The 25,962-nt window shown below is 72.4% G+C and carries 18 protein-coding genes, 1 tRNA gene and 1 pseudogene; 18 read left to right on the forward strand and 2 right to left on the reverse strand.

All coding sequences use genetic code 11. The annotated features are described in order from the left end of the window. The first annotated feature begins 122 nt into the window (after window positions 1-122). From BA175_RS15835 to BA175_RS15910, 16 genes and pseudogenes are all read left to right on the forward strand, one after another. Window positions 123-1,646, forward strand: coding sequence for a DUF7059 domain-containing protein (locus BA175_RS15835; protein WP_069171904.1), 1,524 nt, complete (start codon window positions 123-125; stop codon window positions 1,644-1,646). 445 nt (window positions 1,647-2,091) lie between these two features. Beyond that, the gene (locus BA175_RS15840; RefSeq protein WP_069171905.1) at window positions 2,092-2,289 is read left to right on the forward strand and encodes a hypothetical protein; all 198 of its coding nucleotides are present in this window, start codon (window positions 2,092-2,094) and stop codon (window positions 2,287-2,289) included. A gap of 281 nt (window positions 2,290-2,570) precedes the next feature. Continuing rightward, the gene (gene topA / locus BA175_RS15845) at window positions 2,571-5,396 is read left to right on the forward strand and encodes a type I DNA topoisomerase (protein ID WP_069171906.1); all 2,826 of its coding nucleotides are present in this window, start codon (window positions 2,571-2,573) and stop codon (window positions 5,394-5,396) included. Window positions 5,397-5,651: 255 nt separating this feature from the next. Continuing rightward, window positions 5,652-8,738: a dTMP kinase gene (gene tmk, locus BA175_RS15850; protein ID WP_079159595.1), complete on the forward strand. Its 3,087-nt coding sequence runs from the start codon at window positions 5,652-5,654 to the stop codon at window positions 8,736-8,738. A 133-nt stretch (window positions 8,739-8,871) separates the two neighbouring features. After that, a complete protein-coding gene (locus tag BA175_RS15855; protein ID WP_069171907.1) occupies window positions 8,872-10,077 on the forward strand; it encodes a DNA polymerase III subunit delta' in 1,206 nt (401 codons plus the stop codon). Window positions 10,078-10,203: 126 nt separating this feature from the next. Then, the gene (locus tag BA175_RS15860; protein ID WP_069171908.1) at window positions 10,204-11,733 is read left to right on the forward strand and encodes an alpha/beta hydrolase; all 1,530 of its coding nucleotides are present in this window, start codon (window positions 10,204-10,206) and stop codon (window positions 11,731-11,733) included. 99 nt (window positions 11,734-11,832) lie between these two features. After that, window positions 11,833-11,906: transfer RNA gene (locus tag BA175_RS15865), tRNA-Thr, on the forward strand. Between the two features lie 838 nt (window positions 11,907-12,744). Continuing rightward, window positions 12,745-13,305, forward strand: coding sequence for an RNA polymerase sigma factor (locus tag BA175_RS15875; protein WP_069171910.1), 561 nt, complete (start codon window positions 12,745-12,747; stop codon window positions 13,303-13,305). Then, window positions 13,302-14,105 (forward strand): zf-HC2 domain-containing protein, encoded by an 804-nt coding sequence (locus tag BA175_RS15880; RefSeq protein WP_069171911.1) that lies wholly within the window; start codon window positions 13,302-13,304, stop codon window positions 14,103-14,105. The genes BA175_RS15875 and BA175_RS15880 overlap by 4 nt, the downstream gene beginning before the upstream one ends. A 20-nt stretch (window positions 14,106-14,125) precedes the next feature. Further along, window positions 14,126-14,935 carry an ABC transporter ATP-binding protein gene (locus tag BA175_RS15885; protein ID WP_069171912.1) on the forward strand — a complete coding sequence of 270 codons (810 nt, stop codon included), beginning with the start codon at window positions 14,126-14,128 and terminating at the stop codon, window positions 14,933-14,935. Then, on the forward strand, window positions 14,932-16,314 hold the full coding sequence (locus BA175_RS15890) for a hypothetical protein (RefSeq protein WP_069172150.1): 1,383 nt from the start codon (window positions 14,932-14,934) through the stop codon (window positions 16,312-16,314). The genes BA175_RS15885 and BA175_RS15890 overlap by 4 nt, the downstream gene beginning before the upstream one ends. Further along, window positions 16,311-16,871, forward strand: a complete 561-nt coding sequence (locus BA175_RS15895; protein WP_069171913.1) for a hypothetical protein — start codon at window positions 16,311-16,313, stop codon at window positions 16,869-16,871. Before BA175_RS15890 ends, BA175_RS15895 begins: the two co-directional genes overlap by 4 nt. 297 nt (window positions 16,872-17,168) lie before the next feature. Beyond that, window positions 17,169-17,504: pseudogene (locus BA175_RS31175) on the forward strand (leucine zipper domain-containing protein); the annotation flags it as partial. 189 nt (window positions 17,505-17,693) lie between these two features. Then, on the forward strand, window positions 17,694-18,272 hold the full coding sequence (locus BA175_RS15900) for a fasciclin domain-containing protein (RefSeq protein WP_069171914.1): 579 nt from the start codon (window positions 17,694-17,696) through the stop codon (window positions 18,270-18,272). A 321-nt stretch (window positions 18,273-18,593) separates the two neighbouring features. After that, window positions 18,594-20,384: a PP2C family protein-serine/threonine phosphatase gene (locus BA175_RS15905; protein ID WP_069171915.1), complete on the forward strand. Its 1,791-nt coding sequence runs from the start codon at window positions 18,594-18,596 to the stop codon at window positions 20,382-20,384. A 323-nt stretch (window positions 20,385-20,707) separates the two neighbouring features. Continuing rightward, complete coding sequence (locus tag BA175_RS15910) at window positions 20,708-21,151, forward strand: response regulator (RefSeq protein WP_069172151.1); 444 nt, start codon at window positions 20,708-20,710, stop codon at window positions 21,149-21,151. Here BA175_RS15910 and BA175_RS15915 read toward each other — a convergent pair. Continuing rightward, a complete protein-coding gene (locus tag BA175_RS15915; protein WP_069171916.1) occupies window positions 21,133-23,460 on the reverse strand; it encodes an ATP-binding protein in 2,328 nt (775 codons plus the stop codon). The two genes, BA175_RS15910 and BA175_RS15915, sit on opposite strands and share 19 nt — an antisense overlap. Before the next feature lie 324 nt (window positions 23,461-23,784). Here BA175_RS15915 and BA175_RS15920 point away from each other — a divergent pair, with 324 nt between their 5' ends. Further along, complete coding sequence (locus BA175_RS15920; RefSeq protein ID WP_069171917.1) at window positions 23,785-24,654, forward strand: sulfurtransferase; 870 nt, start codon at window positions 23,785-23,787, stop codon at window positions 24,652-24,654. A gap of 60 nt (window positions 24,655-24,714) precedes the next feature. Next, on the forward strand, window positions 24,715-24,897 hold the full coding sequence (locus BA175_RS29690) for a LuxR C-terminal-related transcriptional regulator (protein WP_438947335.1): 183 nt from the start codon (window positions 24,715-24,717) through the stop codon (window positions 24,895-24,897). Window positions 24,898-24,930: 33 nt separating this feature from the next. On the opposite strand, the gene BA175_RS15925 is transcribed toward BA175_RS29690, so the two are convergent. Continuing rightward, the gene (locus BA175_RS15925; RefSeq protein WP_069171918.1) at window positions 24,931-25,611 is read right to left on the reverse strand and encodes a phosphotransferase; all 681 of its coding nucleotides are present in this window, start codon (window positions 25,609-25,611) and stop codon (window positions 24,931-24,933) included. Between the last annotated feature and the right edge of the window lie 351 nt (window positions 25,612-25,962).

Raw genomic sequence — 25,962 nt, forward strand, 5'->3', positions numbered from 1 at the left:
AGGCGAACGCGGATTCCCGGGCAGGACGGGAAGTGGCCACCCCGCGGTGGCCGCGGCGGCCCGGCACCCCCTCGTAGGTCCGGGCCGCTGCCGTTGTCGGCGGGAGCGGCGACAATGGCGGGGTGAGTACGACCAGCCTCCCCGCATCCGTCCGCACCCCCCGGCTCCGCGAAGCCCTGATCGCCGCGGACTTCACCGCCGACGGGCTCCTCGAGCGGCTCGGCGCGTCCGCCTACGCCGCGCTCGCCCGCAGCGAGACCGTCCCCGCGCTGCGGGCCACACGCGGCGGCTCACCGCTCGACACGCTGGTGCGGTTGTTCCTGCTGCAACGCCCCGTCCCGACCGCCCGGGCCGCCGCCGTGCTCCCTCTGGAGGAGTGCCTGGAGGACGGCTGGGTGGTGCGTGAGGAAGACCTGGTCAGGGCCACCGTCGACGTCCGGCCGTACGGCGGGCCCGAGGGCCAGGACTGGTTCATCGTCTCCGATCTCGGCTGCGCGGTCGGAGGGGCCGGCGGTATCGGCTCGCACGAGGAAGGGGTCGTCCTCGGGGTCGGCGGGGCGTCCACCACGCTCGCCGGGATCACCGTACGCAGGCCCGTCGATTCCGCTCTCGATCTGGGTACGGGCTCCGGTATCCAGGCGCTCCACGCCGCCCAGCACGCCACCCGGGTCACGGCCACGGACGTCAACCCACGGGCCCTGGACTTCACCCGGCTCACCCTCGCCCTGTCCGGCGCCGCTCCGGCCGACCTGCGTGAGGGCTCCCTCTTCGAACCGGTCGGCTCGCAGACGTACGACCTGATCGTCTCCAATCCGCCCTTCGTCATCTCGCCGGGTGCCCGGCTGACGTACCGCGACGGTGGCATGGGCGGCGACGACCTGTGCCGGACCCTGGTGCAGCAGGCCGGTGACCGGCTGAACGAGGGGGGCTACGCGCAGTTCCTCGCCAACTGGCAGCACGTGGAGGGCGAGGACTGGCAGGACAGGGTGCGCGGCTGGGTGCCGCCCGGCTGCGACGCCTGGATCGTGCAGCGCGAGGTGCAGGACATCACGCAGTACGCCGAGCTGTGGCTGCGCGACAGCGGCGACCACCGCACGGACCCCGCCGTCTACGCCGAGCGGTACGAGGCCTGGCTGGACGAGTTCGAGGCCCGGAACACCAAGGCGGTGGGCTTCGGCTGGATCACTCTGAGGAAGTCCGCCGCCGCTGCGGCCGGGCAGCCCTCGGTGGTGGCCGAGGAGTGGCCGCACGCGGTGGAACAACCTCTCGGACCTGCCGTGGAGGCCCACTTCGCACGCCAGGACTATCTCCGTGAGCACGATGACGCGGCGCTGCTGGCCGCGCACTTCACCCTCGCCGAAGAGGTCGTGCAGGAGCAGGTCGGCCTGCCGGGCGCGGAGGATCCCGAGCACGTGGTGCTGCGTCAGAACCGGGGGATGTGCCGCGCCACCAAGGTCGACGCCGTCGGCGCGGGCTTCGCGGGCGTGTGCGACGGATCGCTTCCCGCGGGCCGCATCCTCGACGCCATCGCCCAGCTGATGGCCGAGGACCCGGTACTGCTCCGCGACCGCACACCGCAGGCGATCCGGCTCCTCGTGGAGGAGGGCTTCCTGGAGCCGGCCGCAGGTGGCGCGCCCCTGGAGTGACGTCCGGTGCCTCACCGGGCGCGGCGGTGGGCACGCCCACGCCGCCCGGGCCGGACGCGGGACCGTCTCCGCCGACGGGCCGCGAGGCGGTGTCCGTCGTCTGCCCCCGGCGGCGGGTCCCCGCGTGCCCGGCCCGCTCACCCTTGCGACCAGCGCCTTTGCGGGCCGCAGCGGTGCGTTCACTCCTCGGCGCCCCCGTTCCTCCGGGCCGTTCCCGGCACGGCTGCGAGCCGTTCACCCGCGGTTCGTTCCGGTGATGCGGCGACGTGGCAGTCTCCCTGCTGCCGGCAGTACGGACACGTCAGCGGCGCGGACACAGGAGCGCCGCGCCCGAGCCCGTGGACGGCGCAGCGACGGCGGGGCGGACGGCACGGCCGCGCCGGATGTGGGCCAGGGGCGTCCGGTGCGGGCAGCGGCCGACGCGGAGAGTGTGAGGGGTACGGACATGGAGAGCGTCACAGCGGTCTTCGCCGGTACGGCATTCGCCTTGTTCGGTGCCGCCCTCCTCGTCTGGACAGGGGCGCGTACCATCCAGCGCGCGCCGGTCGCGCACGGTGTGAGCCCCGTCGCCTCCGCCGCTCTCGCCACCCTCTTCGGGGTGCTCTTCCTCGCCCTCGGCGTGTGGTGCTTCACGCGGGCCTGACCCGCATCTCCAGCTGGGCCGATCACCGGCCGTACACCCACGACGCCGGCCCTCCGGCACCGCCCCGAAACGCGCAGGCGGAAGCGGTGCGCAGCCCGGACCGAGCGGTCCGGGCGGCAGGAATGGCGGAAGTCGGGTTACCGTTCGAGTGGCCGTTGCGGGCTTTTGCCGTTTGACACGGGGGCGGGTTGTACCGTCACACTCCGCAGCGACAGCACCGCGGGCAGCGCCACAGCTCTGCCCGGATGCCCCACGAGTGCCGACCGGAGAGAAGAGCGAAGTTGTCCCCGACCAGCGAGACCGCAGGCCGCCGACTCGTCATTGTCGAGTCGCCTGCCAAGGCGAAGACGATCAAGGGCTACCTCGGCCCCGGATACGTCGTCGAGGCGAGCGTCGGGCACATCCGCGACCTGCCGAACGGCGCGGCCGAGGTGCCGGACGAGTACACGGGCGAGGTACGTCGTCTCGGCGTCGATGTCGAGAACGACTTCCAGCCCGTCTACGTCGTCAACGCCGACAAGAAATCCCAGGTCAGAAAGCTCAAGCAGCTTCTTGCCGAATCCGACGAACTCTTCCTCGCCACCGATGAGGACCGCGAGGGCGAAGCCATCGCGTGGCATCTGCAGGAAGTGCTCAAGCCCAAGGTCCCGGTCCACCGGATGGTCTTCCACGAGATCACCAAGGACGCGATCCGGGCCGCCGTCGCCAATCCGCGCGAGCTCAACCAGCGCATGGTCGACGCCCAGGAAACCCGCCGCATCCTCGACCGTCTGTACGGCTACGAGGTCTCGCCGGTCCTGTGGAAGAAGGTCATGCCGCGGCTCTCCGCGGGCCGTGTCCAGTCCGTCGCGACCCGTCTCGTCGTCGAGCGGGAGCGCGAGCGCATCGCCTTCCGCTCCGCCGAGTACTGGGACCTCACCGGCACCTTCGCCACCGGCCGGACCGGTGACGCCTCGGACCCCTCGACGCTCACCGCCCGCCTCAGTGCGGTCGACGGGCGCCGTATCGCCCAGGGCCGTGACTTCGGTCCGGACGGGCAGCTCAAGTCCTCCTCCGGTCAGACGCTGCAGCTGGACGAGGCGAACGCCCGCGCCCTGGCCGCCGCCCTCGCCGACTCCTCCTTCGCGGTCCGCTCGGTCGAGTCGAAGCCCTACCGCCGCTCCCCGTACGCCCCGTTCCGCACGACGACCCTCCAGCAGGAGGCGAGCCGCAAGCTGGGCTTCGGCGCCAAGGCCACGATGCAGGTGGCGCAGAAGCTGTACGAGAACGGCTTCATCACCTACATGCGTACGGACTCCACGACCCTCTCGGACACCGCGGTCTCCGCGGCCCGGGCCCAGGTCACGCAGCTGTACGGGGCCGACTACCTGCCCGACAAGCCCCGCACGTACGCCGGGAAGGTCAAGAACGCCCAGGAGGCGCACGAGGCGATCCGTCCCTCCGGCGACCGCTTCCGCACCCCGGCCGAGACGGGTCTCACCGGCGACCAGTTCCGGCTGTACGAGCTGATCTGGAAGCGCACCGTCGCGTCCCAGATGAAGGACGCCGTAGGCAACTCCGTCACCGTCAAGATCGGTGGCCGGGCGAACGACGGCCGGGACGCCGAATTCTCCGCGTCCGGCAAGACGATCACCTTCCACGGCTTCATGAAGGCGTACGTCGAGGGCGCCGACGACCCGAACGCCGAGCTCGACGACCGCGAGCGGCGCCTGCCGCAGGTCGCCGAGGGCGACGCGCTGACCGCCGACGAGCTCACGGTCGACGGCCACGCCACCAAGCCGCCGGCCCGCTACACCGAGGCCTCGCTGGTCAAGGAGCTCGAAGAGCGGGAGATCGGCCGTCCGTCGACGTACGCCTCGATCATCGGGACCATCCTGGACCGCGGCTACGTGTTCAAGAAGGGGACGGCCCTCGTGCCGTCGTTCCTCTCGTTCGCCGTGGTCAACCTCCTCGAGAAGCACTTCGGCCGGCTCGTCGACTACGACTTCACGGCGCGCATGGAGGACGACCTCGACCGCATCGCCCGGGGCGAGGCCCAGTCGGTGCCGTGGCTGCGTCGCTTCTACTTCGGCGCCGGCGACGACACCGCCGGCGCGGGCACGGCCTCCGACGCGGGCAACGGCGACGGCGACCACCTCGGTGGCCTGAAGGAGCTCGTCACCGACCTCGGGGCGATCGACGCACGCGAGATCTCCTCCTTCCCCGTCGGCAACGGCATCAAGCTCCGGGTCGGCAGGTACGGCCCCTACATCGAGCGCGGCGAGAAGGACTCCGAGGGCCACCAGCGTGCGGACGTGCCGGAGGACCTGGCACCCGACGAGCTGTCCGTGGAGCACGCCGAGGAGCTCCTGGCGAAGCCGAGCGGCGACTTCGAGCTCGGTGCGGACCCGGTCACCGGGCACCAGATCGTCGCGAAGGACGGGCGCTACGGCCCCTACGTCACCGAGGTGCTGCCCGAGGGCACGCCGAAGACCGGCAAGAACGCGGTGAAGCCGCGGACCGCGTCGCTCTTCAAGTCCATGTCGCTGGACACGGTGACGCTGGCCGACGCGCTCAAGCTGATGTCCCTGCCGCGGGTCGTCGGTGAGGACGCCGACGGCGTCGAGATCACCGCACAGAACGGCCGCTACGGCCCCTACCTCAAAAAGGGCACGGACTCGCGTTCGCTGACGTCGGAGGAGCAGCTCTTCGACATCACGCTCGAGGAGGCCCTCGCGATCTACGCCCAGCCGAAGCAGCGCGGCCGGGCGGCCGCCAAGCCGCCGTTGAAGGAACTGGGCACCGACCCGGTGAGCGGGGCGCCGGTGGTCGTGAAGGACGGCCGGTTCGGCGCCTACGTCACCGACGGCGAGACGAACGCGACCCTGCGGACCGACGACAGCGTCGAGGCCATCACGCCGGAGCGCGGCTACGAGCTGCTCGCCGAGAAGCGGGCCAAGGGGCCCGCGAAGAAGAAGACGGCGAAGAAGGCCCCGGCCAAGAAGGCGCCCGCCAAGAAGGCCACGGCGGCGAAGAAGACGGCCACGAAGAAGACCACCACGAAGAAGACCGCGGCGAAGAAGACGACGGCGAAGAAGGCGGCCTCGGCCGCGCCCACGGAGGACTGACCGAGGCTCCATCCAGGGGCGGGGGCCGGCCGGGGGTCCGGTCGGCCCCCGGCCCCGTTCACGGGGCCACCCGAATCCGAACCCGCGTACAGGCCGATGTCCGCCCCGTCGGGCCGGGGCCCGGCGGCCGCGCAGGGGAGCCGGGCGCGCCGGCGAGTCCGCGCAGAGGGTAACCGGCCCTGTTCTCGCAAGCCCGGCGGCCGTTTGTTCGGACGCGCCCCCCGGTCACCGTACGGTCCCCGATAGGCTGGGCGGATGACGCGAGCCGAGCAGCCATTGGTCGTGAGCCCCACCTCCGACCCACTTGCCGCAGACTCACGCGAGCGCGCCGTGCGGGCATTGTTGCGCGTTCCCCAGCTCAGGCGGCTGTGGAGCGCCCAGCTCGTCGGCAGTATGGGCGATGCACTCGCCCTTCTCGTGCTTGTGCTGCTGTCGCTGCAGGCGGCGGTCCTGGAGGGTTCGTTCGGAGCCGGATACCGCGGGGCGGCCTTCGCCGTCGCCGCCGTGTTCGGTGCCCGGATTCTCTCCACCGTGCTCTTCGGAGCCGTACTCCTGGGGCCGCTGACCGCGCTCACGGCGCCCGGCGGACCCGTGGACCGGCGCTGGCTGATGATCGGGACGGACGGCCTGCGGCTGGCCCTGCTCGTCATCGCGCCGTTGTGGATCGACTGGCTGCCCGACAAGGCGCTCCTGATGATCCTCGTGACCGTCTTCGTCGCCGGTGCCGCCGAACGCCTGTGGACGGTGGCCAAGGAGAGCGCCGCTCCCGCCCTGCTTCCGGGCCCGCCGCCGGAGGGCGCCGCCGTCCGCCCGCTGCCCGACCACCACGACGCACTGCGCCGGCTGTCCCTGCGCACGAACTTCCTGGCGATCCCCGCCGCCGCGGTCATACTCCTGGTCGCCGCGCTCATCGGCGGACTGCTCGGCTCGGGGCTGGACTGGTTCTCCTTCCACCAGGCCGCACTCGGCTCGTACGTCGCCGCGGGCCTTTTCTCCGCGTCGATCTCGACCCTGTACTTCCTCGAACTCCCCGGCACTCCGACGCCCCGCCCCCGTTCCCCCCTGGAGGGGCTGCGCAGACCCTCCACCGCGACGGGTCCGGACAAGGGACGGACCGGGAGCCTCCCGCTGGTCGTCGGCGTGTGCGCCGCGGTCGCCGGAGCGGTCGCCGCCGCAGCCGCCGTCTCGGTGCTGCACGCGGCCGACCTCGGCGGGGGGCCGGCCACCTTCGCCCTCCTCGTCCTCGCCCTCACCGGGGGCACCGCGGTCGGCATCCGCACCGCCGGCAAGGTGCTGCCCACCCTGTCGCGGCGCCGTCTGCTGTCCCTCGCCACCGCCGTCACCGGGATCGCGCTCCTCGCCCTCGGCCTGGTGCCGGACACGGCGACCGGCCTGATGATCGCGCTCCTCGCCGGGTACGCGGCCGGTGTCGCCGCCCGCATCGGGCACACGATCATCGACCAGGAGACCGAGTCGTCCCGTCGGAGCAGGACGGCGGACCACCTCCAGGCGGTCGTCCGGGTGCTGATCGCACTCGGCGCGGTGGGGGGCCCGGTGCTCGCCGCCGCCATCGGACGGCACCGTCTCGGTTCGGGCGACTTCGTCTTCGCCCACGGCGGAGCGGCCTTCGCGCTCATGCTCATCGGTGCCCTGCTGCTGCCCGTCGCCGTGATCGTCCTCGCCAGGACGGACGACCGTTCCGGAGTGCCGCTCCGCCGGGACCTGCGCGAGGCCCTGCGCGGCGGCGAACCCTCCGTCGCGCCCGCCGCCACCGGCTTCTTCCTCGTCCTCGAGGGCGGCGACGGGGCGGGCAAGTCCACCCAGGTCGACGCGCTCGCCGAGTGGATCCGGGGCAAGGGCCACGAGGTCGTCGTCACCCGCGAGCCGGGAGCGACCCCCATCGGCAAACGCCTGCGTTCGATCCTGCTGGACGTGTCCTCGGCCGGGCTCTCGAACCGGGCCGAAGCCCTGCTGTACGCCGCCGACCGTGCCGAGCACGTCGACTCGGTCGTCCGGCCGGCGCTGGAGCGCGGCGCGATCGTCATCTCCGACCGTTACATCGACTCGTCCGTCGCCTATCAGGGCGCGGGCCGGGACCTCTCCCCGACCGAGATCGCCCGGATCTCGCGGTGGGCGACGAGCGGCCTCGTCCCGCACCTGACGGTGCTGCTGGACGTCGACCCCGGGACGGCTCGGGAACGCTTCACCGAGGCGCCCGACCGGCTGGAGTCGGAGCCCGCGGAATTCCACACCCGGGTACGAACCGGCTTCCTCACGCTCGCGGCTGCCGATCCGTCCCGGTACCTGGTGGTGGACGCCGGCCAGGACCCCGAAGCGGTCACCACCGCCGTACGGCACCGGCTCGACCAGCTCCTGCCCCTCTCCGACGCCGAGATCAAGGCGCAGGAGGAGGCCCGCAGGGCGGCCGAGGAGGAGGCGCGGCGCAAGGCCGAGGAAGAAGCCGCCCGCAAGGCCGAGGAAGAGCGGCTGGAGCGCGAGCGTCAGGCCCAGCTCGCCAAGCTCCGGGCCGAGGAGGAGGAGCGCAGGCGCCGCGAGGAGGAAGAGGCGCGCCGGCGCGAGGCCGAACGGCAGGCGGAGGAGGCCCGGCAGCGCGCCGAGGACGCCCGCCGCCGCGCCGAGGAGGAGCGGGCACGTCTCGAGGCCGAGGAGCGCGTGCGCGAGGCCGAGCAGGAGCGACTGCGGAAGCAGGCCCAGGAGGAGGCCAGGCTCCGCAAGGAGGCGGAGGAGCTCCGTCTGGAGAAGCAGCGCAGGGCCGAGGAGGCGCTCATCCGCGCCGAGGAGGCGCGACGCAGGGCGGAGGAGGACGCGGCAGCCCGCGCCGAGGCCGCGGCGGCCGCCGCGCGGCGGTCCGAGGCGTCCTCGCAGTCCCCGTCCGCCGCGCCCTCGCCGTCGGTGCCGGACAACGAGCTGACGGTGCCCACCCCGGTCGTGAACCCGAACGAGATCACGCAGCCGGTGCCCCTCACCCGTCCGTCGGACCGCCCGGAGCCGCGCGACGCCGACGAGACGGCCGTCCTGCCGTCCGTGCGGGACGAAGGCCCCTCGGACCGGGTACCGCCGGGCACCTTCCGCGACGGACGTCCCGCCGCGCGTGAGGCGGAGGGTGAGAACGAGCGCACGCGCGAACTCCCCCAGGTCGGCCAGGAGGCGCAGGCAGGGCAGGACCGTGCGGGCGGCCGGCAGCGCCCGCGGCCCGACTGGGCCGAGGAGACACCGCTCGACGACCTGCCGACACTGGCCGACGAACTCTTCGGCGGCCCGGAGGACGAAGACCCGGGGACCTCCGGCCGCGGCCGGGGTGGCCGCCGCCCGCGCGGCTGACCGGAGAGCGACTCCCGGGGGCGCCGGGGGCCCTCCGGCCGGGGCGGCCGGAGGGCCGGGATTGTCGGACCCGTCCCGCACAATGGGAATCGGGCTTTTCCCCGGAACCACACCACCGGAAGGGCGGTCGCCCGTGACCGTATGGGACGACCTGGTCGGACAGGACCGGGTGCAGGAGCAGCTCGCTGCCGCCGCCCGTGACGCCGACACGCTGGTCACCGCGCATTCCTCGGGAGGTTCGGTGCCCCCGGGGTCGAAGATGACCCACGCCTGGCTGTTCACCGGCCCGCCGGGTTCCGGCCGGTCCACCGCCGCCCGTGCCTTCGCCGCGGCGCTGCAGTGCACCAGCCCGGACCGGGCCCTGGGCGGGTCACCGGGCTGCGGGTTCTGCGACGGCTGCCACACGGCCCTGATCGGGACCCACGCGGACGTCGAGGTGATCCGCACGGATCTGCTGTCGATCGGCGTCAAGGAGACCCGGGAGCTGGTCCGCCGCGCCCAGCTGTCCCCGGCCGTCGGACGCTGGCAGGTCATCGTCATGGAGGACGCCGACCGCCTCACCGAAGGCGCCGGCAACGTCCTGCTGAAGGCGGTGGAGGAGCCCGCGCCCCGCACGGTGTGGCTGCTGTGTGCGCCCTCGCTCGAGGACGTCCTGCCCACCATCCGCTCCCGGTGCCGCCACCTCACGCTGCGTACGCCGTCCGTCGAGGCCGTCGCCGACGTCCTGATCCGCCGTGACGGCATCGAACCGGAGCGCGCCGCCTCCGCCGCCCGGGCCACCCAGGGCCACATCGGCCGCGCCCGCCGCCTCGCCACCGACGAGCGGGCGCGCGCCCGGCGTGCCGCCGTGCTCAAGCTCCCGCTGCGCGTCCACGACGTGGGTGGCTGCCTCAAGGCGGCTCAGGAGCTGATCGACACGGCCACCGACGACGCCAGGCAGATCGCCGAAGAGGTCGACGTCAAGGAGACCGAGGACATGAAGGCGGCGCTCGGCGGCGTCGCCGGGGGCCGGATGCCGCGCGGCACGGCCGGCGCCATGAAGGAGCTGGAGGACAGGCAGAAGCGCCGCAAGACGCGTACGCAGCGCGACAGCCTCGATCTCGCGCTCACGGAGCTCATCGGTTTCTACCGCGATGTGCTGGCGCTGCAGCTGGGGTCGCAGCTGGCCCTCGCCAACACCGACGTACGCGACGCCGTCGACCGGATCGCCGAGTCGTCCACCCCCGAACGCACCCTGCGGCGGATAGAAGCGGTGATCGCCTGCCGCACCGCCCTCGACCGCAACGTCGCGCCCCTGCTGGCGGTCGAGGCGATGACCATGGCCCTGCGGGCCGGCTGACCTCGGGCCGGACCGTACGGGCCGTCGGCGGGCCGACGCCCGTCGTGGGGTGGCAGGGCGGTGTGGGAATTCACCCGTACGAGCAGGGAATCGGTCGAGTCGTCCCCCTGCGGCTACGCTCCGGGGATGGATACCAGGCGCCTGCTCCGCACCTTCGCCACCGCGCTCGGCACGGCCGGCCTCCTCGTCTCCGGCTGCAGCGGCGGCGGTTCGGCGCCGAGCGCGTCGGCGACGGGTTCGGCCGCATCCGAGGACCTCGAGCCGTACTACGGGCAGAAGCTGCGCTGGCGGGACTGCGGTGTGGAGGGCTTCCAGTGCGCCACGATGAAAGCCCCGCTGGACTACGGCAGGCCCGACGCCGGGGACGTGAAGCTGGCCGTCTCCCGGAAGAAGGCCACGGGCCCGGGCAAGCGGATCGGCTCCCTCCTGGTGAATCCGGGCGGGCCCGGTGGTTCGGCCGTCGAGTATCTCCAGGGGTACGCGGCCATCGGTTACCCGGCTCCCGTCCGCGCCCGGTACGACATGGTCGCCGTCGACCCGCGCGGGGTCGCAGGCAGTGAACCCGTCACCTGTCTCACCGCCCAGGAGATGGACGCCTACACCCAGGTGGACCAGACCCCCGACGACAGCGGCGAGGTCGCCGAGCTGAAGACGGCGTACGAAAAGTTCGCGCAGGGCTGCGAGAAGCGCTCCGGTGAGGTCCTCCCGCACGTCTCCACGGTGGAGACGGCCCGCGACATGGACATCCTGCGCTCCCTGCTGGGCGACGAGAAGCTGCACTACGTGGGCGCCTCGTACGGCACCTTCCTCGGTGCGACCTACGCCGATCTCTTCCCGGACCGGGTGGGCCGGCTGGTCCTCGACGGGGCGATGGACCCCTCGCTCTCCGCGGTCGACATCAACCGCGACCAGACCGCAGGCTTCGAGACGGCGTTCCAGTCGTTCGCCGCCGACTGTGTGCGGAGGCAGGACTGCCCGCTCGGCACGAAGTCCACGGACGAGGCGGCGAAGTCCTTGAAGAGGCTCTTCGACGACCTCGACTCCCGGCCCGTGGCGACCGGAGAGTCCCGGCAGCTGGGCGAGTCCCTGGCGACCACGGGCGTGATCGCGGCCATGTACGACGAGGGCGCCTGGCCCCAGCTCCGCGAGGCCCTCGCCGGCGCGAGGCGCGGTGACGGATCCGGCCTCCTCGCCCTGGCCGACAGCTACTACGAGCGCGGACCCAGCGGAAAGTACGCGAACCTCATGTTCGCCAACGCGGCCGTGAACTGCCTTGACCTGGCCCCCGCCTTCTCCGGCCCGCCGGACGTCGAGAAGGCTCTGCCCGCCTTCGAGAAGGCGTCCCCCGTCTTCGGCAGGGGCTTCGCGTGGGCCGCACTGAACTGCGCGTCCTGGCCCGTCGATCCCACCGGCACCGCCCACCGCACCGAGGCCGAGGGAGCCGCCCCGATCGTCGTGGTCGGCACCACCCGTGACCCGGCCACCCCCTACAGGTGGGCGAAGTCCCTCGCGGCCCAGCTCTCCTCGGGCACCCTCCTCACCTATGAGGGCGACGGGCACACCGCGTACGGCCGGGGCAGTGACTGCGTCGACACGGCGATCAACACGTACCTGCTCGCGGGAACCCCGCCCGAGGACGGGAAGAAGTGCTCCTGACCTGCGGAGAGGGCCGCAGGAGATGGTGGTACGAAGCACCCCCGGGAACTGTGTAGACTTGGCGTCGCTGCTGACCGCACCATGGTGTGAACGCAGCGTGCCGCCTTAGCTCAGTTGGCCAGAGCAACGCACTCGTAATGCGTAGGTCTCGGGTTCGAATCCCGAAGGCGGCTCGGAATCACCCCAGGACTCACTCGCCGTGACCTGGGGTTTTTTCATTTACCGGATGCGACGTCCGAGCCGCGCGCGGGCCGCGCGACTGTCCGGCCGCAGGTGGGGTCTCAGTCGGGCCCCTGGTGGGCTTCTCGGTCTCGGGCTGAAGCTGGGGGAGGGCAGCGTCCCCCATGCGTTTCATGGCGTCCCGGGGCTGCTCGGAACGCCCCTTCACGTACCGCCGGGTCCGGGTGACCTGGGTGTGCCGCAGGATCTCCGTGACGGTACGGCGGCGACGATCACCCTCACCCCGGAGGCGGAGGGAGGGCTGTTGATCGACCGGGAGCTCCAGGAGGCCCGAAGGCGGCTCCGAGATGAACCCCAGGCTGGGCCTCTGCACTGGGGTTTCCTGCTTCGGATGACCTTGGAATTGCTGCCTCGGCTCTCGACCCGACTCCTGCCGTCGTCCGCTGTGCCCCGCGCGTGCACGGGCGACAAACGCCTTCCGGGCACATCGGCGGCGAACTGGGCCGGGACCGCTGACAGGGATGGCTTCCGGCGGTCGACGGCCTGCCGTGCTTACCGCGACTGCTCCCCCTGATGGCCGGCGACTCGCTGACCTGGGGGTGCACCGAACCCACCGGCTGCCCGCGAGGCGAATCGGCCGGCTGAGTGTGGTCTCGGCGGGAGCAGGCGATGCAGCGCAGACCGCTTGCGGGCGGGCGACGCTGCGGCGGGCGACCACCCAGGTGCGGCTCGGGTCGGTGTCAGGGTTGGGGCGCCATGCTCCCCGGCGGCGATGTGTCGGATGCCACACGGAAGTGAGAACCTGACAGGAACCGCTCGCGTCTGGGGTGTGTGAAGACCTGGAAGAAGCGGCCCCCCGATCTGACTGAGGAACTTCTCCTCCGCCGGATCGCCGACGGTGATCGCGACGCGTTCGACGTCCTGTACGGGCGTACGGCGCCCTGGCTGGCGGTACGCCTGCAACGCCGGTGTGCTGACGAGCAGATCGTCGCCGAGGTCATGCAGGAGACCTATCTCGCTGTGTGGCGTGCCGCCGGCGCGTTCGGCGGCAGTGGCATCGGGGGAAGCGCGGCGGGATGGCTGTGGACCATCGCGGCCCGCCGACTGGTCGACGCCTTCCGCCGACGTGCTCACCACGCCCACCCCCCTGTGGCAGCTGCCGAGCGCACCGTCGCTCCTGCCGCCGAGGACGAAGTGCTGGAGGCCGGCATCGGCGGGGAGGTCGGGGACGCGCTGCGCGCCATGGCGCCCGAGCTGCGGCACGTACTTGAGGCGATGGTGCTCGACGGCCTCTCGGTCCGTGAGACCTCCGTCCTCCTCAGTCTTCCCGAAGGCACGGTCAAGACCCGGGCACGCCGGGCCCGTATCGCGATGAGGAGGGCACTGGCATGAGCGCGAAGCATCCCACCGACGGCTTGATCGGCAGGTACGTACGGGGAGGCGCCGACCTGCCCGCCGATGAGCTGTGGGCCGTCGAAGCCCACCTGGAACAGTGCACCCACTGCCGGGGGCGGCTGGCCGTTGCGGTAGCCGACGTGCCCGAGGTCACCGACCTGCTGACCGCTGTCCGCAGCGACCTGGAACCGGCCCTCGCCCGGTCGGTGCCTGCCCCACCCGGGCGACGGCGCATCCCGCTCCGGGCGACCCCGGCGATGGGTCCCTGGCTGGCCATGGTCGTAGGGGTGAGTGTTGTCGCGGTGCTGCTGGACCGCGTGGCCGGCTGGGCGGCGAATACACCTGTCGTGTTGCTGGTGGCACCGGCTCTGCCGCTCGCCGGAGTCGCCGCGGCGTGGTCACGGAGTCTGGACCCCGCGTTCGAACTGACCTCGGTCACCCCACAGGCCGGTCTTCCTCTGCTCCTGAAGCGGACGCTGACCGTCCTCGCCGTCCTCCTGCCCGTGCACCTGCTTGCGGGGTTCCTGACGGGCGTCGCTGTCGCGCAGTGGTTGCTGCCTTCCCTCACCCTCACCGCGAGCGCCGTAGCGCTCGGCGGCGTCGTCGGTGTCGGCCGTGCCACCGCTGCCCTCGGAACGCTCTGGACCGCGGCGGTCCTCGCGCCGGCCCTTGCGCTGGGACGTCCCTTCCTCCTCCAAGCGGACCAACTGCCGTTCTGGGCCGGGGCGCTCGCCGTCGCTGTCGCCGTCGTCCTGATCCGCCGACACACCTACACCACGTCCGCAACCCTCCGATAGCCCTGTCATGGAAGGCATTGATGACTCTCCCGACCGGCGCGCTCGACACCGCGCCTCGCATGTACACGCATGAGATCCATGCCGCCGGGCTCACCGTCGAGGTGGGCCGCCGCCATCGCGCCGTCGACGGACTCGACCTCTCGCTGGGCATCGGTACCCATGGTCTGCTCGGGCCCAACGGCGCGGGCAAGACCACCCTGATCCGGACGCTCGCCACCGTCCTGCGGCCCACCGGGGGGGACCTCGGGCTGTTCGGCCACTCGGTCCGCGACCGCGGCCACCACCGTGAGCTGCGCCGCCGCATCGGCTATCTGCCCCAGGAGTTCGGCTACTACAAGCGGTTCACCGTCCGCGAGTTCGTCACATACATGGCGTGGCTGAAGGACATGCCCGCCCGGGACATTCCCGGCGCCGTACAGCGCGCCGTGGAACGGGTCGGACTCGCGGACCGGGCCGAGAGCCGGATGAAGGCGCTCTCCGGCGGGATGGTGCGCCGCGTGGGCATCGCCCAAGCCATCGTCAACGACCCCTCGGTGCTGCTGCTCGACGAACCGACCGTCGGCCTCGACCCGGCGCAGCGCCTCCAGTTCCGCTCCCTGCTCCAGGAACTGGGACGGGAGAGCTGCGTGCTGGTCTCCACCCATCTCGTGGAGGACGTCGCCGCCGCCTGCTCCGATGTGGTGCTCTTCGACCAAGGGCGCCTCGTGTTTCAGGGGACCTCCGAGGAACTGGCCGCCGAGGGGAGCGTCGACCAGCCGGGCGACAGTCCTCTGGAACGCGGCTACTCCGCCCTGCTGTCGGGATCCGGGCATGAAAAGAGCATGTGGTGAACCTACGAGTCCTGCGCACCGAACTCCTGCGCTCCGCCGCCCTCTGGGCCGGTGCCATCGTCCTGACCAGTGCGCTTCTGTTCCTTTACGCCATCGACGGCAACTGGTGGCGCGGTGGCGTCCGGTGGAACACGCAATGGACCTCGCTGGCTCTGTGGACCCGGGGGCTGCTCGCCTACCTGTGGCCCGTGGCCGCCGGGCTCGGCGCCCTGTACGGGCTGCGTGACCACCGTTCCCGCATGCCGGAACTCCTGGCCTCCATGCCACGCCCCGCGTGGCAGCGCGCGTCCGTACCGGCGGTTGCCATGGCACTCGGCCTGACGGTCGGCTTCGGCGCTCTGCTGGTGACCGGGGGCGTGCAGGTGGCACTCGCACCTACCTCTTACACCCACTACGGCTGGCTACCGATCTCCGCCGTGGCGATGCTCGCCCTGGTGGCTGCGGCGGTGTTCGGAATGGGGGTGGCGCGTACTCTGCCCTCGCCTCTGACCCCGCCGATCGTGGCAGTGCTGTTCCTTGTCGCAACTGTCATGCTTATGCAGGAGGCGGACAGTGCTCTGCCGACCGCCCGCCTGGGCTCGCACCTGCTGTCGCAGTTCTCCCCCGCGGTCGCTGAGCCACGCCAGGCCCTGCTGACGCTGACCAGTGCTGTACACCTGGGCCAGACGATCTGGCTGCTCGGGCTTCTGGCCACAGGCTTCGCTCTCCTGGCTGCCACGCGACGCCGGGGCCGGCTGACGGCACTCCTGCCCGCGGCCACCGGAGCCGCCCTCGCCCTGGTGCTGCTGCCCGCCGACCCGAAAGACAGCTACCGTGTCGATCAGGCTGCGGCCGCCCGGGTCTGCGAAGGCCAGGTGTGTGTCACCGAACTGAGCCGTGACCGGCTCCACACCCTCGCCCCGCTCGCCACCCGCGCTCTCGGCGTCCTGAGCGCCGCCCTCGGCGACGATGCACCCAAGCACGTGTGGGAAGAGACCACGCCCCGAGCCATCGGCGATCTGCGCCGCCTCACCCCTTCCACCGTCCTCGTGAACTTCGAAGATCCGAATATGGGCGCGACGAAGGGCGATGCTCTGCTGCGCCGACTGGTCGGTGAAGGTATGGCGCCGAACTGCCAGGCCGTCAGCTCGCGCGAGTGGTCCGGCGACATGGCTCTCACCACACAGAGCGTGCTCGCAAGTTGGGCACTGGGATCGTTCAAGCCCATAGAAGGGGATGTGTACGACCGAAAGTCCTACCTCGCCACCACGGAGAGGGCGTGGAAGAAGTTCGCGGCGCTGAGTGCGCAACAGCAGCAGAAACGTGCCGTCGAAGTGCGGCGGGCCGCTCTCGACTGCGAGTTCACCTTGGCCGATCACCTCGCTGGGGGGCCGCGGTGACAGGCGGACTCCTGCTGTACGCCCGAGCCCGGCAGGCCCCTGCCGCATTCGGAGGAGTCCTCACCTCGGCAGTACTGCTCATGCTCGCCACAGCCGGCGGCACCACCGACCCTCGATGGACCGCTCTGGCCACAGTGGCAGCAGCAGCTGCCGCCGCACCCGGCCTCGGCGGCCAGGACGCGGACCTGGACCGGACTGCCGCGATCCGCTGGGCCCCCCTCAGGGCAGTACACGTGCTGCTGATCGCCTCCCTCGCCACCCTTCCTCTCCTGGCAGCACAGGCAGTCGGCACCGGACCCACGACAGCCGCCTTCGTGGTCCGGAACGCAGCCGGGCTGACCGGACTCGCAGCCCTGGGCGCGGTCCTGTTCGGCGCACAGCATGCTTGGCTGCCTGTCGTCGCCTGGTCGGCCGCCGCCCTCTTCATCCCGTCCGACCCGGACGGGCTTGCCGGCTGGCTCCTGGCCCCGCCCGGTGCTGTGCCCGCCGGCTGGACCGCCGCCGTACTGATGGCCGTCGGCATCACCGCCTATGCGCTGGCAGGTCCTCGGAGATGACCTGCCGACCTCCTGCGGCCCGGGCGAACGCCAGGTGCATTGATCACGAGCGTGGTTGACGCGGTGGCTTGATCACAGGCGAAGACCTCCGGTGTGGTGGAGCTGTCCAAGGGCTGTCCCGCACTTCCCGGCGGGCGCGCGGCGACAGCTACGGCACCTCGCCGCGTTGTCGGAACGTCCCCATACATCCGGTATGCGGACGTCCCTCCGCCGTGCGATGCCCCGCATCCGACGCCGCACGCCGATCCACCGGGAACTGCGGGACGGCCCTCAGGAACACACCACACGGAGGCCTTCGTGTCCCGCCGTGATGCCCGGCTGACCGTTCATGGCAGGCGGCTGCTGATCCGCCGTGTTCGCGGGGGCCGTCCGGTCGCCCACGTGGCCACGGAGAGGGAGATCTCCCCGGCGACCGCCCACAAACGGATCCGCCGGTGGCACTTTGAGGGCGATCCAGGGCTGTGCGACCGCTCGAGCCGGCCGCACACGACTCCGCGTCGCCCGGCTCCCGAGACGGAAGCGGCCGTCTGCGGTCTGCGGTCCGCGCCAGGACCGCAGGCTCGGCCGGCCAGGATCGGTCCGACTCCCGGACTGCCGGCTTCCACCGTCCACCGAACCCTGACCCGGCACGGGAGATTCTGCCGCCACGCAACTCGACAGGCTCCCTGAGCGGTGACGGGACATCTGTGTGACGCTTGATGGCGTGCCCTGCGGGAGCGCAGGGCACCCCTCGCGGCGCCTGCGAATGCCGGTCGGAAACGGCCCTTCGCCGACCGAGCGCCGGACCAGTCCAGGCAGAGCCCTCCACGGAGGAGACGATCCATGAACATCACTCGAATCCGCCGCTCCGTCCTCGCCGCCTCGGCGGCAGTGGTCTTTCCTGTAGCGCTGGGAATCGCCGCGCCGACGGCGTCCGCCGAAAGCGGCTCGCAGCCGTTCGGTCCGGGCTGTTCGTCCGTGCCGAAAGAAGGCACCGGCGGCCTGAACGACATGGCCAACGACCCGGTGGCCACCGCGGCCGCCAAGAACCCCGAGCTGGCGACGCTCGCCGCCGCGGTGAAGGCCGCCGGGCTGACCGACACCCTGAACCAGTCCCAGAACATCACGGTGTTCGCGCCGACCAACGCTGCGTTCGAGAAGATCCCGAAGTCGGATCTCAACGCCCTGCTGGCCAACACGGCCCAGCTGAAGAAGGTCCTCACCTACCACGTGGTGGACAAGAAGATCACGCAGAACGAGCTCGCGAAGGGCGACTTCAAGACCTTGGAGGGCAGCAGTATCACCACCTCCGGCTCGGGTGACTCCTTCACGGTGAACAACACCGCGAAGATCGTCTGTGGAGGCATCCCGACCGCGAACGCGACGGTGGAGCTCATCGACACCGTCCTGATGCCCAAGTAGCGGGCGGCCACGGCGGGTGGGCAGCGGTCGTCGCAGCCCACCCGCCACCGGGGTCAGGGCCGTTCGGTTCTTCTCGCTGCACGCACGCCGACCGGGGCGGAGATTCGCGTTGCACGTCGCCGCCGCCTCCGCACCGTGCGCGGGAGGGCGGCCGGGCGTGCCCGGTGCCTTGCCCGGAGAGCGCCGTGCCGGGGAGACGTGCTCCCCTCACCGTGAGGGCACCGGGACCGACCGCGTCCGAAGGCGCCGCGTCGGGGCGTCCCCTAGCATCTCGCGTGATGGCCGGGACCGACGGTCGGCATACGGAACGGCGGATCAGCGGTGGAGCAGCACGAGGGAAGAACAGCACGGCAGGCGGACGACGACCGGTGGTCCAGCCGGCTGCACCAGGTCTGGCGTGACGCCGACACGGCGCAGGACGTCACCGGGCTCGCCGATTCCCTCTCCGGCGTGCTGCTCGGTATGCCCGGCGTGCTGGCCGTCGTGAGCACCCGTTGGAGCGGTGGGACGCTGCACTCACTGCGCAGCGTCACCCTGGCGGAGCCGAGACCGGAATCCCTCCCGTGCGGTGGGGACTACGGCCCGTCCGCCGCCGCCGGGGCGCCGGACGGTGGGCCCGTCGTCACGGTTCACGAGGTGTCGGAACTGGACGGCGCCCTGCCGCACGTCCGGATTCTGGTGGCAGCCGGTGCGCGGAGTGCGGCCGAGTGCGCCGTGCCGCTGGGGCAGGGCGGCTGGGCTTCGTTCTCGGTCGGCACCGCGGACCGGGAAACGGCCGACGTGACGCTGCGAACCCGGCTGAAGCAGGTGGCCGAGGTGACCATGGTGTGCGACCGGCGCATCCTCGCCCGGCGCAAGGACGAGTTGCGCCGGGTGAGCGACGCCTTCCTGGCGGAGGCGTCGTTGCAGATGGATTCGAGCCTCGACGTGGAACGGACGGTGCGGCGGGTGGCCCGGACGGCCGTACCCGCTGTCGCCGACGGGTGCGTCGTCCATCTCGGCCTTTCCGGCAGGCTGACTCCTGTCGCCTCGTCGCACATGGACGCGGCCGAGCAGCAGTGGCTCGGTGCGGTCGCGGCCCGGGACCACTGGCTCATGGAGGTGCTGCAGCGGGCCGTCGACCGTGGGGAGGGACTGGTGCTGCACGGCGAGGAGCTGGCAGGCGGGCCCTTCGGCCCGTCCTCGTCCGGGGCGGGGCATGCCGTGCGGGCGCTCAGCGTGAACCCGCTCACGGCGCGAGGACGTGCCCTGGGCACCCTGACGTTCCTCTACCGCCGGTTCGATCTGGCCGAGGAGGCGTCACGTTTCCTCGCCGACCTCGCGGACCGGGCCGCTCTCGCCATCGACACCAGCGTCCTGTACGAACAGCGGCGCCGGCACGTGGTCTCCCTCCAGCGGCATCTGCTGCCGAGAGCACTCCCGCAGATCGCGGGTCTCACCCTGAGCGCGGCCTACGAAGTGGGTGACATCGCGCTCGACGTGGGCGGTGACTTCTACGACGCCGTCCCGGGGGCGGAGGGCGGTGTGACGCTGCTCATCGGTGACGTCTGCGGCCGCGGGGCGGAGGCTGCCGCCCTCACCGGGCTGGCACGCCACACCTTGCGCACCCTGATCGAGGACGGCAGTACGCCGGAGCACGCGCTCGGACGGCTGAACCAGGCCTTGATGAGAGAGGGGACGTCCCGTTTCGTGACGGCTCTGGTCTCCGTGCTGGTGCCGGACGGGCAGGGATTCCAGCTGCGTTATTGGAGTGCCGGCCATGTGGCTCCTCTGCTGCGCCGCCGGAGCGGCGAGGTCGAGGAGCTCGCGGCCCACGGGGACCTGCTGGGCGTACTGGAGGACATCGAGTACGGATCGGGAGCGGCGTACCTGGCGCCGGGTGACGCGCTGGTGCTGTTCACCGACGGGGTGACCGAGGCGAGAGCGGCTGACGGGACGTTCTTCGAATCCCGCTTGGCGGACGCGGTGTCGCAGCGGGGGGAAGGGGCCGCTCCGGGGTTCGCCGAGCGGCTGGCGGCGGCCGTCGTCGCGTTCCGGGCGATGGACGCGGACGATATCGCCGTGCTCGTCGCACGAGCGGACGCGACCGCACCGGCGGGGGCAGCCGCGTGAGCGGGGACGGCCGCAGGGGCGGGGGCGGCCCCATGCCGGGAGACGACCGTATGCCCGGGGACGCCCCCATGCCCGGGGACGGCCGCACGCACGGGGACGGCCGCACGCACGGGGACGGGGACGCACGCACGCACGGAAACGACCGCACGGACGGGGGCGGCCCCATGCCCGGGGATGACCGCAGCGACGAGCGGAGCAGGGACATGGCCGCGGACGGCCGCACCGACGCGGGCAGCCACCCGGGCGGCGCGGGCGGCCGGACGGGCGGAGACGATCGCACCGGCCGAGGCGGGCGCACCGGCGGGCCGGCCGGGGATCCCTGGATCGACCAGGACTTCGTCTGGGTGGTCGAGGACTCGCCGGAGGACGCGGAGGCGATCCGGCGGGCACTCGGCCGCACTCATCCGGAACTGACCCTGCTGTTCACCGACCGGGGGGCCGGAGTCGCCGAGCGGCTGCTGGAAGCCACCCGGCGGCCCGGGCTCGTCCTCCTCGACCTGAAACTGCCCGGTCTCAGCGGAGCCGGGGTGCTCCGGTCCATCCGGGCCCTGCCCGAACTGAACGGCGTGACCGTGGTCGCCTTCACGTCCTCCACGGCTCCGGCGGAGGTCGACGCGACCTACGAGGCGGGCGCCGACAGTTACATCTACAAGCCGGTCAATTTCGAACTGTTCCGGACGGTGCTGAAGGGGGCCGTCGACTACTGGCAGAGCAGGGCGAAGGGCGGGGACGAGGGCCGCCCTCCCGCTCAGTCGCCACCTTCCTGACCCAGGGTGAAGTAGACGCTGGTCCCACGGCCCGGCTCACTTTCGAGCCACACCTCTCCGCCGTGCCGTTCGATGATCCGCTTGACGATCGAGAGGCCCACGCCGGAGCCCCCACCGCGTTCGTCGTGGCCGTGCAGCCTGCGGAACAGTTCGAACACCTCGTGCTGGAAGTCGGCCGGTACGCCGATGCCGTTGTCGCGGACCACCACGGCCTGCCGGGGGTCCCCGCCGGACGGCGTGCGCACTGTTTCGGCCAGGATCTCGACCGTACGGTCCTCTCGGTCGGCGGCGTACTTGGCGGCGTTCACCAGGAGGTTGACCAGGACCTCGTGGAGCCGGTCCTCATCGGCGTACACCGCGGGCAGATCACCCCGTACGACCCGGACGTGGGACTCGGTCAGGCGTTCACCCGCCACGTCCAGTGCCGAGTCCAGCACCCGGGTCAGTGGGACGCGGGCGCGGTGCAGCCCGCCCCGGCCCAGCCGGGCGAAGTGCAGCAGCGAGTCGAGCAGGCCGTCCATCCGGCCGGCCAGCCTCCGCATGGTGAGAAGCCGGCGGACGGTCGTCTCGTCGAGGTCTCCCGCGGCGTCCTCGAGGACGAAGGCCGCGGCGTTGGAGATCCCCCGCAGCGGCTCCTTGAGGTCATGGGCCGCCACATGGGCGAACGAGTCGAGGTCGGAGTTGATGACACGCAACTGCTCGTTGAGGGAGGCCAGTTGTGCCTCGTGCCGGAGGACGAGACCGGTCAGTGTGCGCCAGAGCTCCTGAGCTGTGGCGCGGTCGGTCGGTGTCCAGGGGAGGCTCCGTCCACGTATCACCGCACGGAAGGCGGCCCCCGACCCCCGTGGGGTCAGCCGTTCGCCTCGCGGGCCGACCCGGACGGGCCGGGACGGATCGGTGGCCCAGCGGCGGGCGGTGGGACGCTCCCTGCGGAACCAGGCGAGGAAGTCACCGGAGCGGCTCAGCGACACCATCAGGACCCCCGCCGGTCCGCCTACCGCCGTGCCATCCCCTCCGGACCGGTCCGGCTCTTCCGGTCCGCCGTCTTCCCCTGGGAGGTCCGGTGCCTCGGACAGACGGTCCGTCTCCCAGATCGCGCCCGGGGGCAGGTCCGCCGCGCGTGCCCGGAGGTACTCCAGCAGGGCGGGGGGACAACCCGTCCCGGTGGTGGTGCTGCGGCCGTTTCGGGAGAACACCGCGCCATCGGCGTTCAGCAGGCCCCTGAAGGCGTCGTCACCCGCCATCAGTGAGCGCTCCAGGTCGGACGTGAGCCGGGAGACGATCCGGTCGAGGCGCTCCCGGGACGCGCGGAGTGCCTCGGCGCGCTCCCGTTCCTCGACGACCGCCAGATGCAGGGAGAAGGCGACGCCGAAGAACTCGCACGCCGCACGCAGTTCGGGGGGAAACGTGACGGTGGTGTCTCCGTGGCAGGCGATCAGCCCCCAGAGTTCGCCCTCGCGGAGGACGCTCACCGACATCGACGAACGCACCCCGATGTTCCGCAGGTACTCCAGATGGAAGCCGGACACGGTGCGCAGGACGGAGTGCGACAGGTCCAGCGGCAGGCCCGAGTCCGCCCGTCGGCCGGGGTACAGCTCCACACCGGTGTCGTCCACGTCGGCGATCACCCGGATCCAGTTGTCGCGGTACAGCCGCCTCGCCTGGGGCGGGATGTCGCTGGAGGGGAACCAGAGCCCCAGCCAGGGCTCGTGACCTTCGGTGATCACCTCGGCGACCACCTCGCCCGGTCCGTCCTTCTCCTCCAAGCGGTACGCGACCACGCGGTCGAAGCCGGTCAGCGCCTGGACCTCCTGGGCGGCCGCCTGGCAGCACTCGGCCACCGTCGTCGCCGTCCGAAGCCTGGTCAGGGCCCGCCGCACCGCCTGGTAGTAGCCCGCGAAGTGCGGCAAGGCGACGGTTCGGGGCTCGTACTCCAGGATGATGTGGTGTCCCTGCCGGTGTGCGGTCACGTCGAACATCCGGGGGACGCCCCCCACGTCGACGGAGACGGGGAGCACCATGCTCGCGGTCTCCGGCCCGCCGCTGATCTCCAGAGCTTCGGCCCAGGCCTCCGGGGGCAGTACCCGGGCGACCGGCCCCCCGGTCAGCTCCCGGGGCTCGACCCCCAGCAGGCGTCCGGTGTTCAGGGCCGCGGTGTCCACGGTGCCGGTGGCGGCCTCCACCGCGAGCAGGGTGCCGTGGGACTGGATCCGGTTCAGCAGGTGAATGGGTTCCTGGTCGCATTCGCTGAGGTCGAAGCCGAGCGCGGCCGCGGCCTCGGCCTCCCTGTCCGGGTCCGGAAGGGACATCTTTTCTCCCTCGTACCGTGTTCTCGATCCGCCCGGCCCATCCCGTTCGGCCCGGCCGTCCGGTCCGCGAGATCCTTCCACGGCGCCCTGCGGTCAGGGGCCTCCGCGCGCGCGTGTCGTCACCCCCTGACCGTGGCGTCGCACCGGCCGACGGGTGAGCGGGGTGACCGGCGGGTGAGGAACAGCCGCTCCGACCGCCGGCCCCCGAACCGGTGCCGTCCGGCCTCCTGGTCCGGGCCTGCCGCTGTCCGGCCTCCTGGTCCGGGCCCGCCGCTGTCCGGGACAATGAGCGAGCGGAGAGATGACGGGCCCAGGGGAGGGACCATGACGGAGGACCGGGGGACGACGGGTGCCGCGCCGGGTGCGGGCGGTCTGCCGGGGCCGCTCGTCGGCACGGACTGGCTCGCCGGCCGGATGACGGAGGGCGGCCCGGTGGTCCTCGATGCCTCGGTGGGGGCTCACCGTGCGGTGGGGCGGCGGATTCCGGGAGCCCGCCGGTTCGACATCGACGGTGCGCTGTCCGACGGGTCGGGGCCCCTGCCGCACACCATGCCCGGTGCCGGGCGGTTCGCCGAGGAGGTGCGGGCCCTCGGTGTCGACGGCACGGACACGGTCGTCGTCTACGACACGGCGGGGATCTACTCCAGCGCCCGCGCCTGGTGGATGCTCCGGGCGATGGGTTTCGACCGGGCCGCCGTGCTCGACGGCGGCCTGCCCGCGTGGGAGGCCGCCGGGCTGCCGGTGGAGGACCGCGAGCCCGAGGACACCAGGCGCACCGGGGACTTCGAGGCCTGTCCGCGCGCCGGGCTGCTCGTGGACAGCGGCGCGGTCGTGGCCGCTCTGGCCGACCCGGGAGCGGCCGTCCTGGACGCCCGCTCCCGTGAGCGGTTCGCGGGTACGGCGGCCGAACCGCGGCCCGGTCTGCGGGGCGGCCACATGCCGGGCGCCCTCAATCTGCCCTTCGGCGAGATCCAGCGGGACGGCCGGATGCTTCCGCCGCGCGAACTGCGGCGTCTGTACGAGGCGCTGGCGGGCGACCGCCGCCGGCTCGTCGTCAGCTGCGGGTCGGGGGTCACCGCCTGCGTCCTCGCGCTCGGCGCCGAACTCGCGGGCTACGAGGAGGTGTCGGTGTACGACGGGTCGTGGAGCGAGTGGGGCCGGCCGTCATCTCTTCCGGTGGTCACGGGCCCGTAGGAGGAACGTCCTGCGCTCCCACCCGGTCGAGGTGGCCCCGCGCGGGGGCCCGGAACCGGGCTGTCCGTACGGGAGCGCGAGGTGCCGGCCCTGATGGCGGAGGGCCGGTCGAACGCCTCCGTCGCCGAGGCGCTGACGGCCGGTGAGGGTACGGTCAGCAAGCACGTCGGCTCGATCCTCACCACGCTCGACCTGACCCTGACCGACGCGACGAACCGGCGGGTCCTGGCCGTCCTGGCCTAACTCCGGAAGTAGCCCCCGGACGCAGCCTCCAGGTCAGCCCGCGAGCCGCGCCACCAGTGCCGCCGCCTCGTCCAGCGCCGCTGTCTCCTCCGCCGTGAGCCGGGGATCCGCCGCCCGGCGGGCGACGGCCGCCGCGAGGGAACCGGCCGGGACGCCACCGTCCTCGGCGAGCCGGGACAGCAACTCCGCGAGGAGCTCCCGGGCCCGCTCGCCCCCGGCGGCCGACGGGGCGAGGGCGGCCTGGGCGACGAGCAGCGAGGACATGGCACGGTCCAGAGCCGGCCGTCCCTCGGCCGCCGCGCACCAGTCGACGACGACGGCCCCGCCCGGTGCCAGCACCACGTTCTCCGGCCGCAGGTCCAGGTGCAGGATCCGGTCCTCCGGGTCCTGGGAGAGGCGCGGCGGGATCGCGTGGAGCTCCCGCAGGAGCCCTGCGAGCAGTGTGCCGCCCTCAGGGGCGCCCAGCGTGCCCGCCGACAGGGCCTCGGCCAACGTCGGACCGGTCAGCCGCTGCGTCACCAGGTCCGTCGGCAGCGGCGCCTCACCGGGCGGGCCGATGCGGGGGACCGGGAAGCCGGAGGCCGAGAGGTACGACAGCACCGCGAGTTCGTCGACGCTGTCGGCGTCGCGGCGGTAGCGGCGCAGGACCCAGGGGCCGTCGAGTGCGTACACATCGGCGGTGCGTCCCGAAGCCAGCAGAGGGCCTATGTGCATGGGAGGAAACCTACCCGGGCCACCGTGCGCGGGGGAGTCGTCAGCGCGTGCGGACGTCCTCGGCCCGGCCCGGGGAACCGCTCCCTGGCGGTCCGGTCCCGCCGTCGGCAGGGACCCGGCCACCGTGGAGGCCCGGACTCCGGTCGGCGCGTGGGTGATCCCGGCCGGCCGGAGGTACACGGGGCGGGACGTCAGGGCCCCCGGCCACGAGGCCGGGGGACGGTCCAGGGGCCGGGGAGCGCCGCTGCCGGGCCCCGCGTCCGGGAGCCGGGTGGACAGGCGGCAGCCACCCGGAGTGGCCACCTCCCGGGCCGGGCTTCCGCCCGCCCCGGGCCGTGACACCGCTCGGTG

The sequence above is a fragment of the Streptomyces griseus genome (genome assembly GCF_001715295.1).
Taxonomy (GTDB): Bacteria; Actinomycetota; Actinomycetes; order Streptomycetales; family Streptomycetaceae; genus Streptomyces; species Streptomyces griseus_G.

What these genes read in the sequence shown, in the direction of transcription:
- BA175_RS15860 (WP_069171908.1), top strand. Translation starts at nt 10,204, where the DNA reads ATGGATACCAGGCGCCTGCTCCGCACCTTCGCCACCGCGCTCGGCACG.
- BA175_RS15915 (WP_069171916.1), bottom strand. Translation starts at nt 23,460, where the DNA reads ATGTCCCTTCCGGACCCGGACAGGGAGGCCGAGGCCGCGGCCGCGCTC.
- BA175_RS15925 (WP_069171918.1), bottom strand. Translation starts at nt 25,611, where the DNA reads ATGCACATAGGCCCTCTGCTGGCTTCGGGACGCACCGCCGATGTGTAC.
- BA175_RS15885 (WP_069171912.1), top strand. Translation starts at nt 14,126, where the DNA reads ATGACTCTCCCGACCGGCGCGCTCGACACCGCGCCTCGCATGTACACG.
- BA175_RS15920 (WP_069171917.1), top strand. Translation starts at nt 23,785, where the DNA reads ATGACGGAGGACCGGGGGACGACGGGTGCCGCGCCGGGTGCGGGCGGT.
- tmk (WP_079159595.1), top strand. Translation starts at nt 5,652, where the DNA reads ATGACGCGAGCCGAGCAGCCATTGGTCGTGAGCCCCACCTCCGACCCA.
- BA175_RS15840 (WP_069171905.1), top strand. Translation starts at nt 2,092, where the DNA reads ATGGAGAGCGTCACAGCGGTCTTCGCCGGTACGGCATTCGCCTTGTTC.
- BA175_RS15900 (WP_069171914.1), top strand. Translation starts at nt 17,694, where the DNA reads ATGAACATCACTCGAATCCGCCGCTCCGTCCTCGCCGCCTCGGCGGCA.
- BA175_RS15880 (WP_069171911.1), top strand. Translation starts at nt 13,302, where the DNA reads ATGAGCGCGAAGCATCCCACCGACGGCTTGATCGGCAGGTACGTACGG.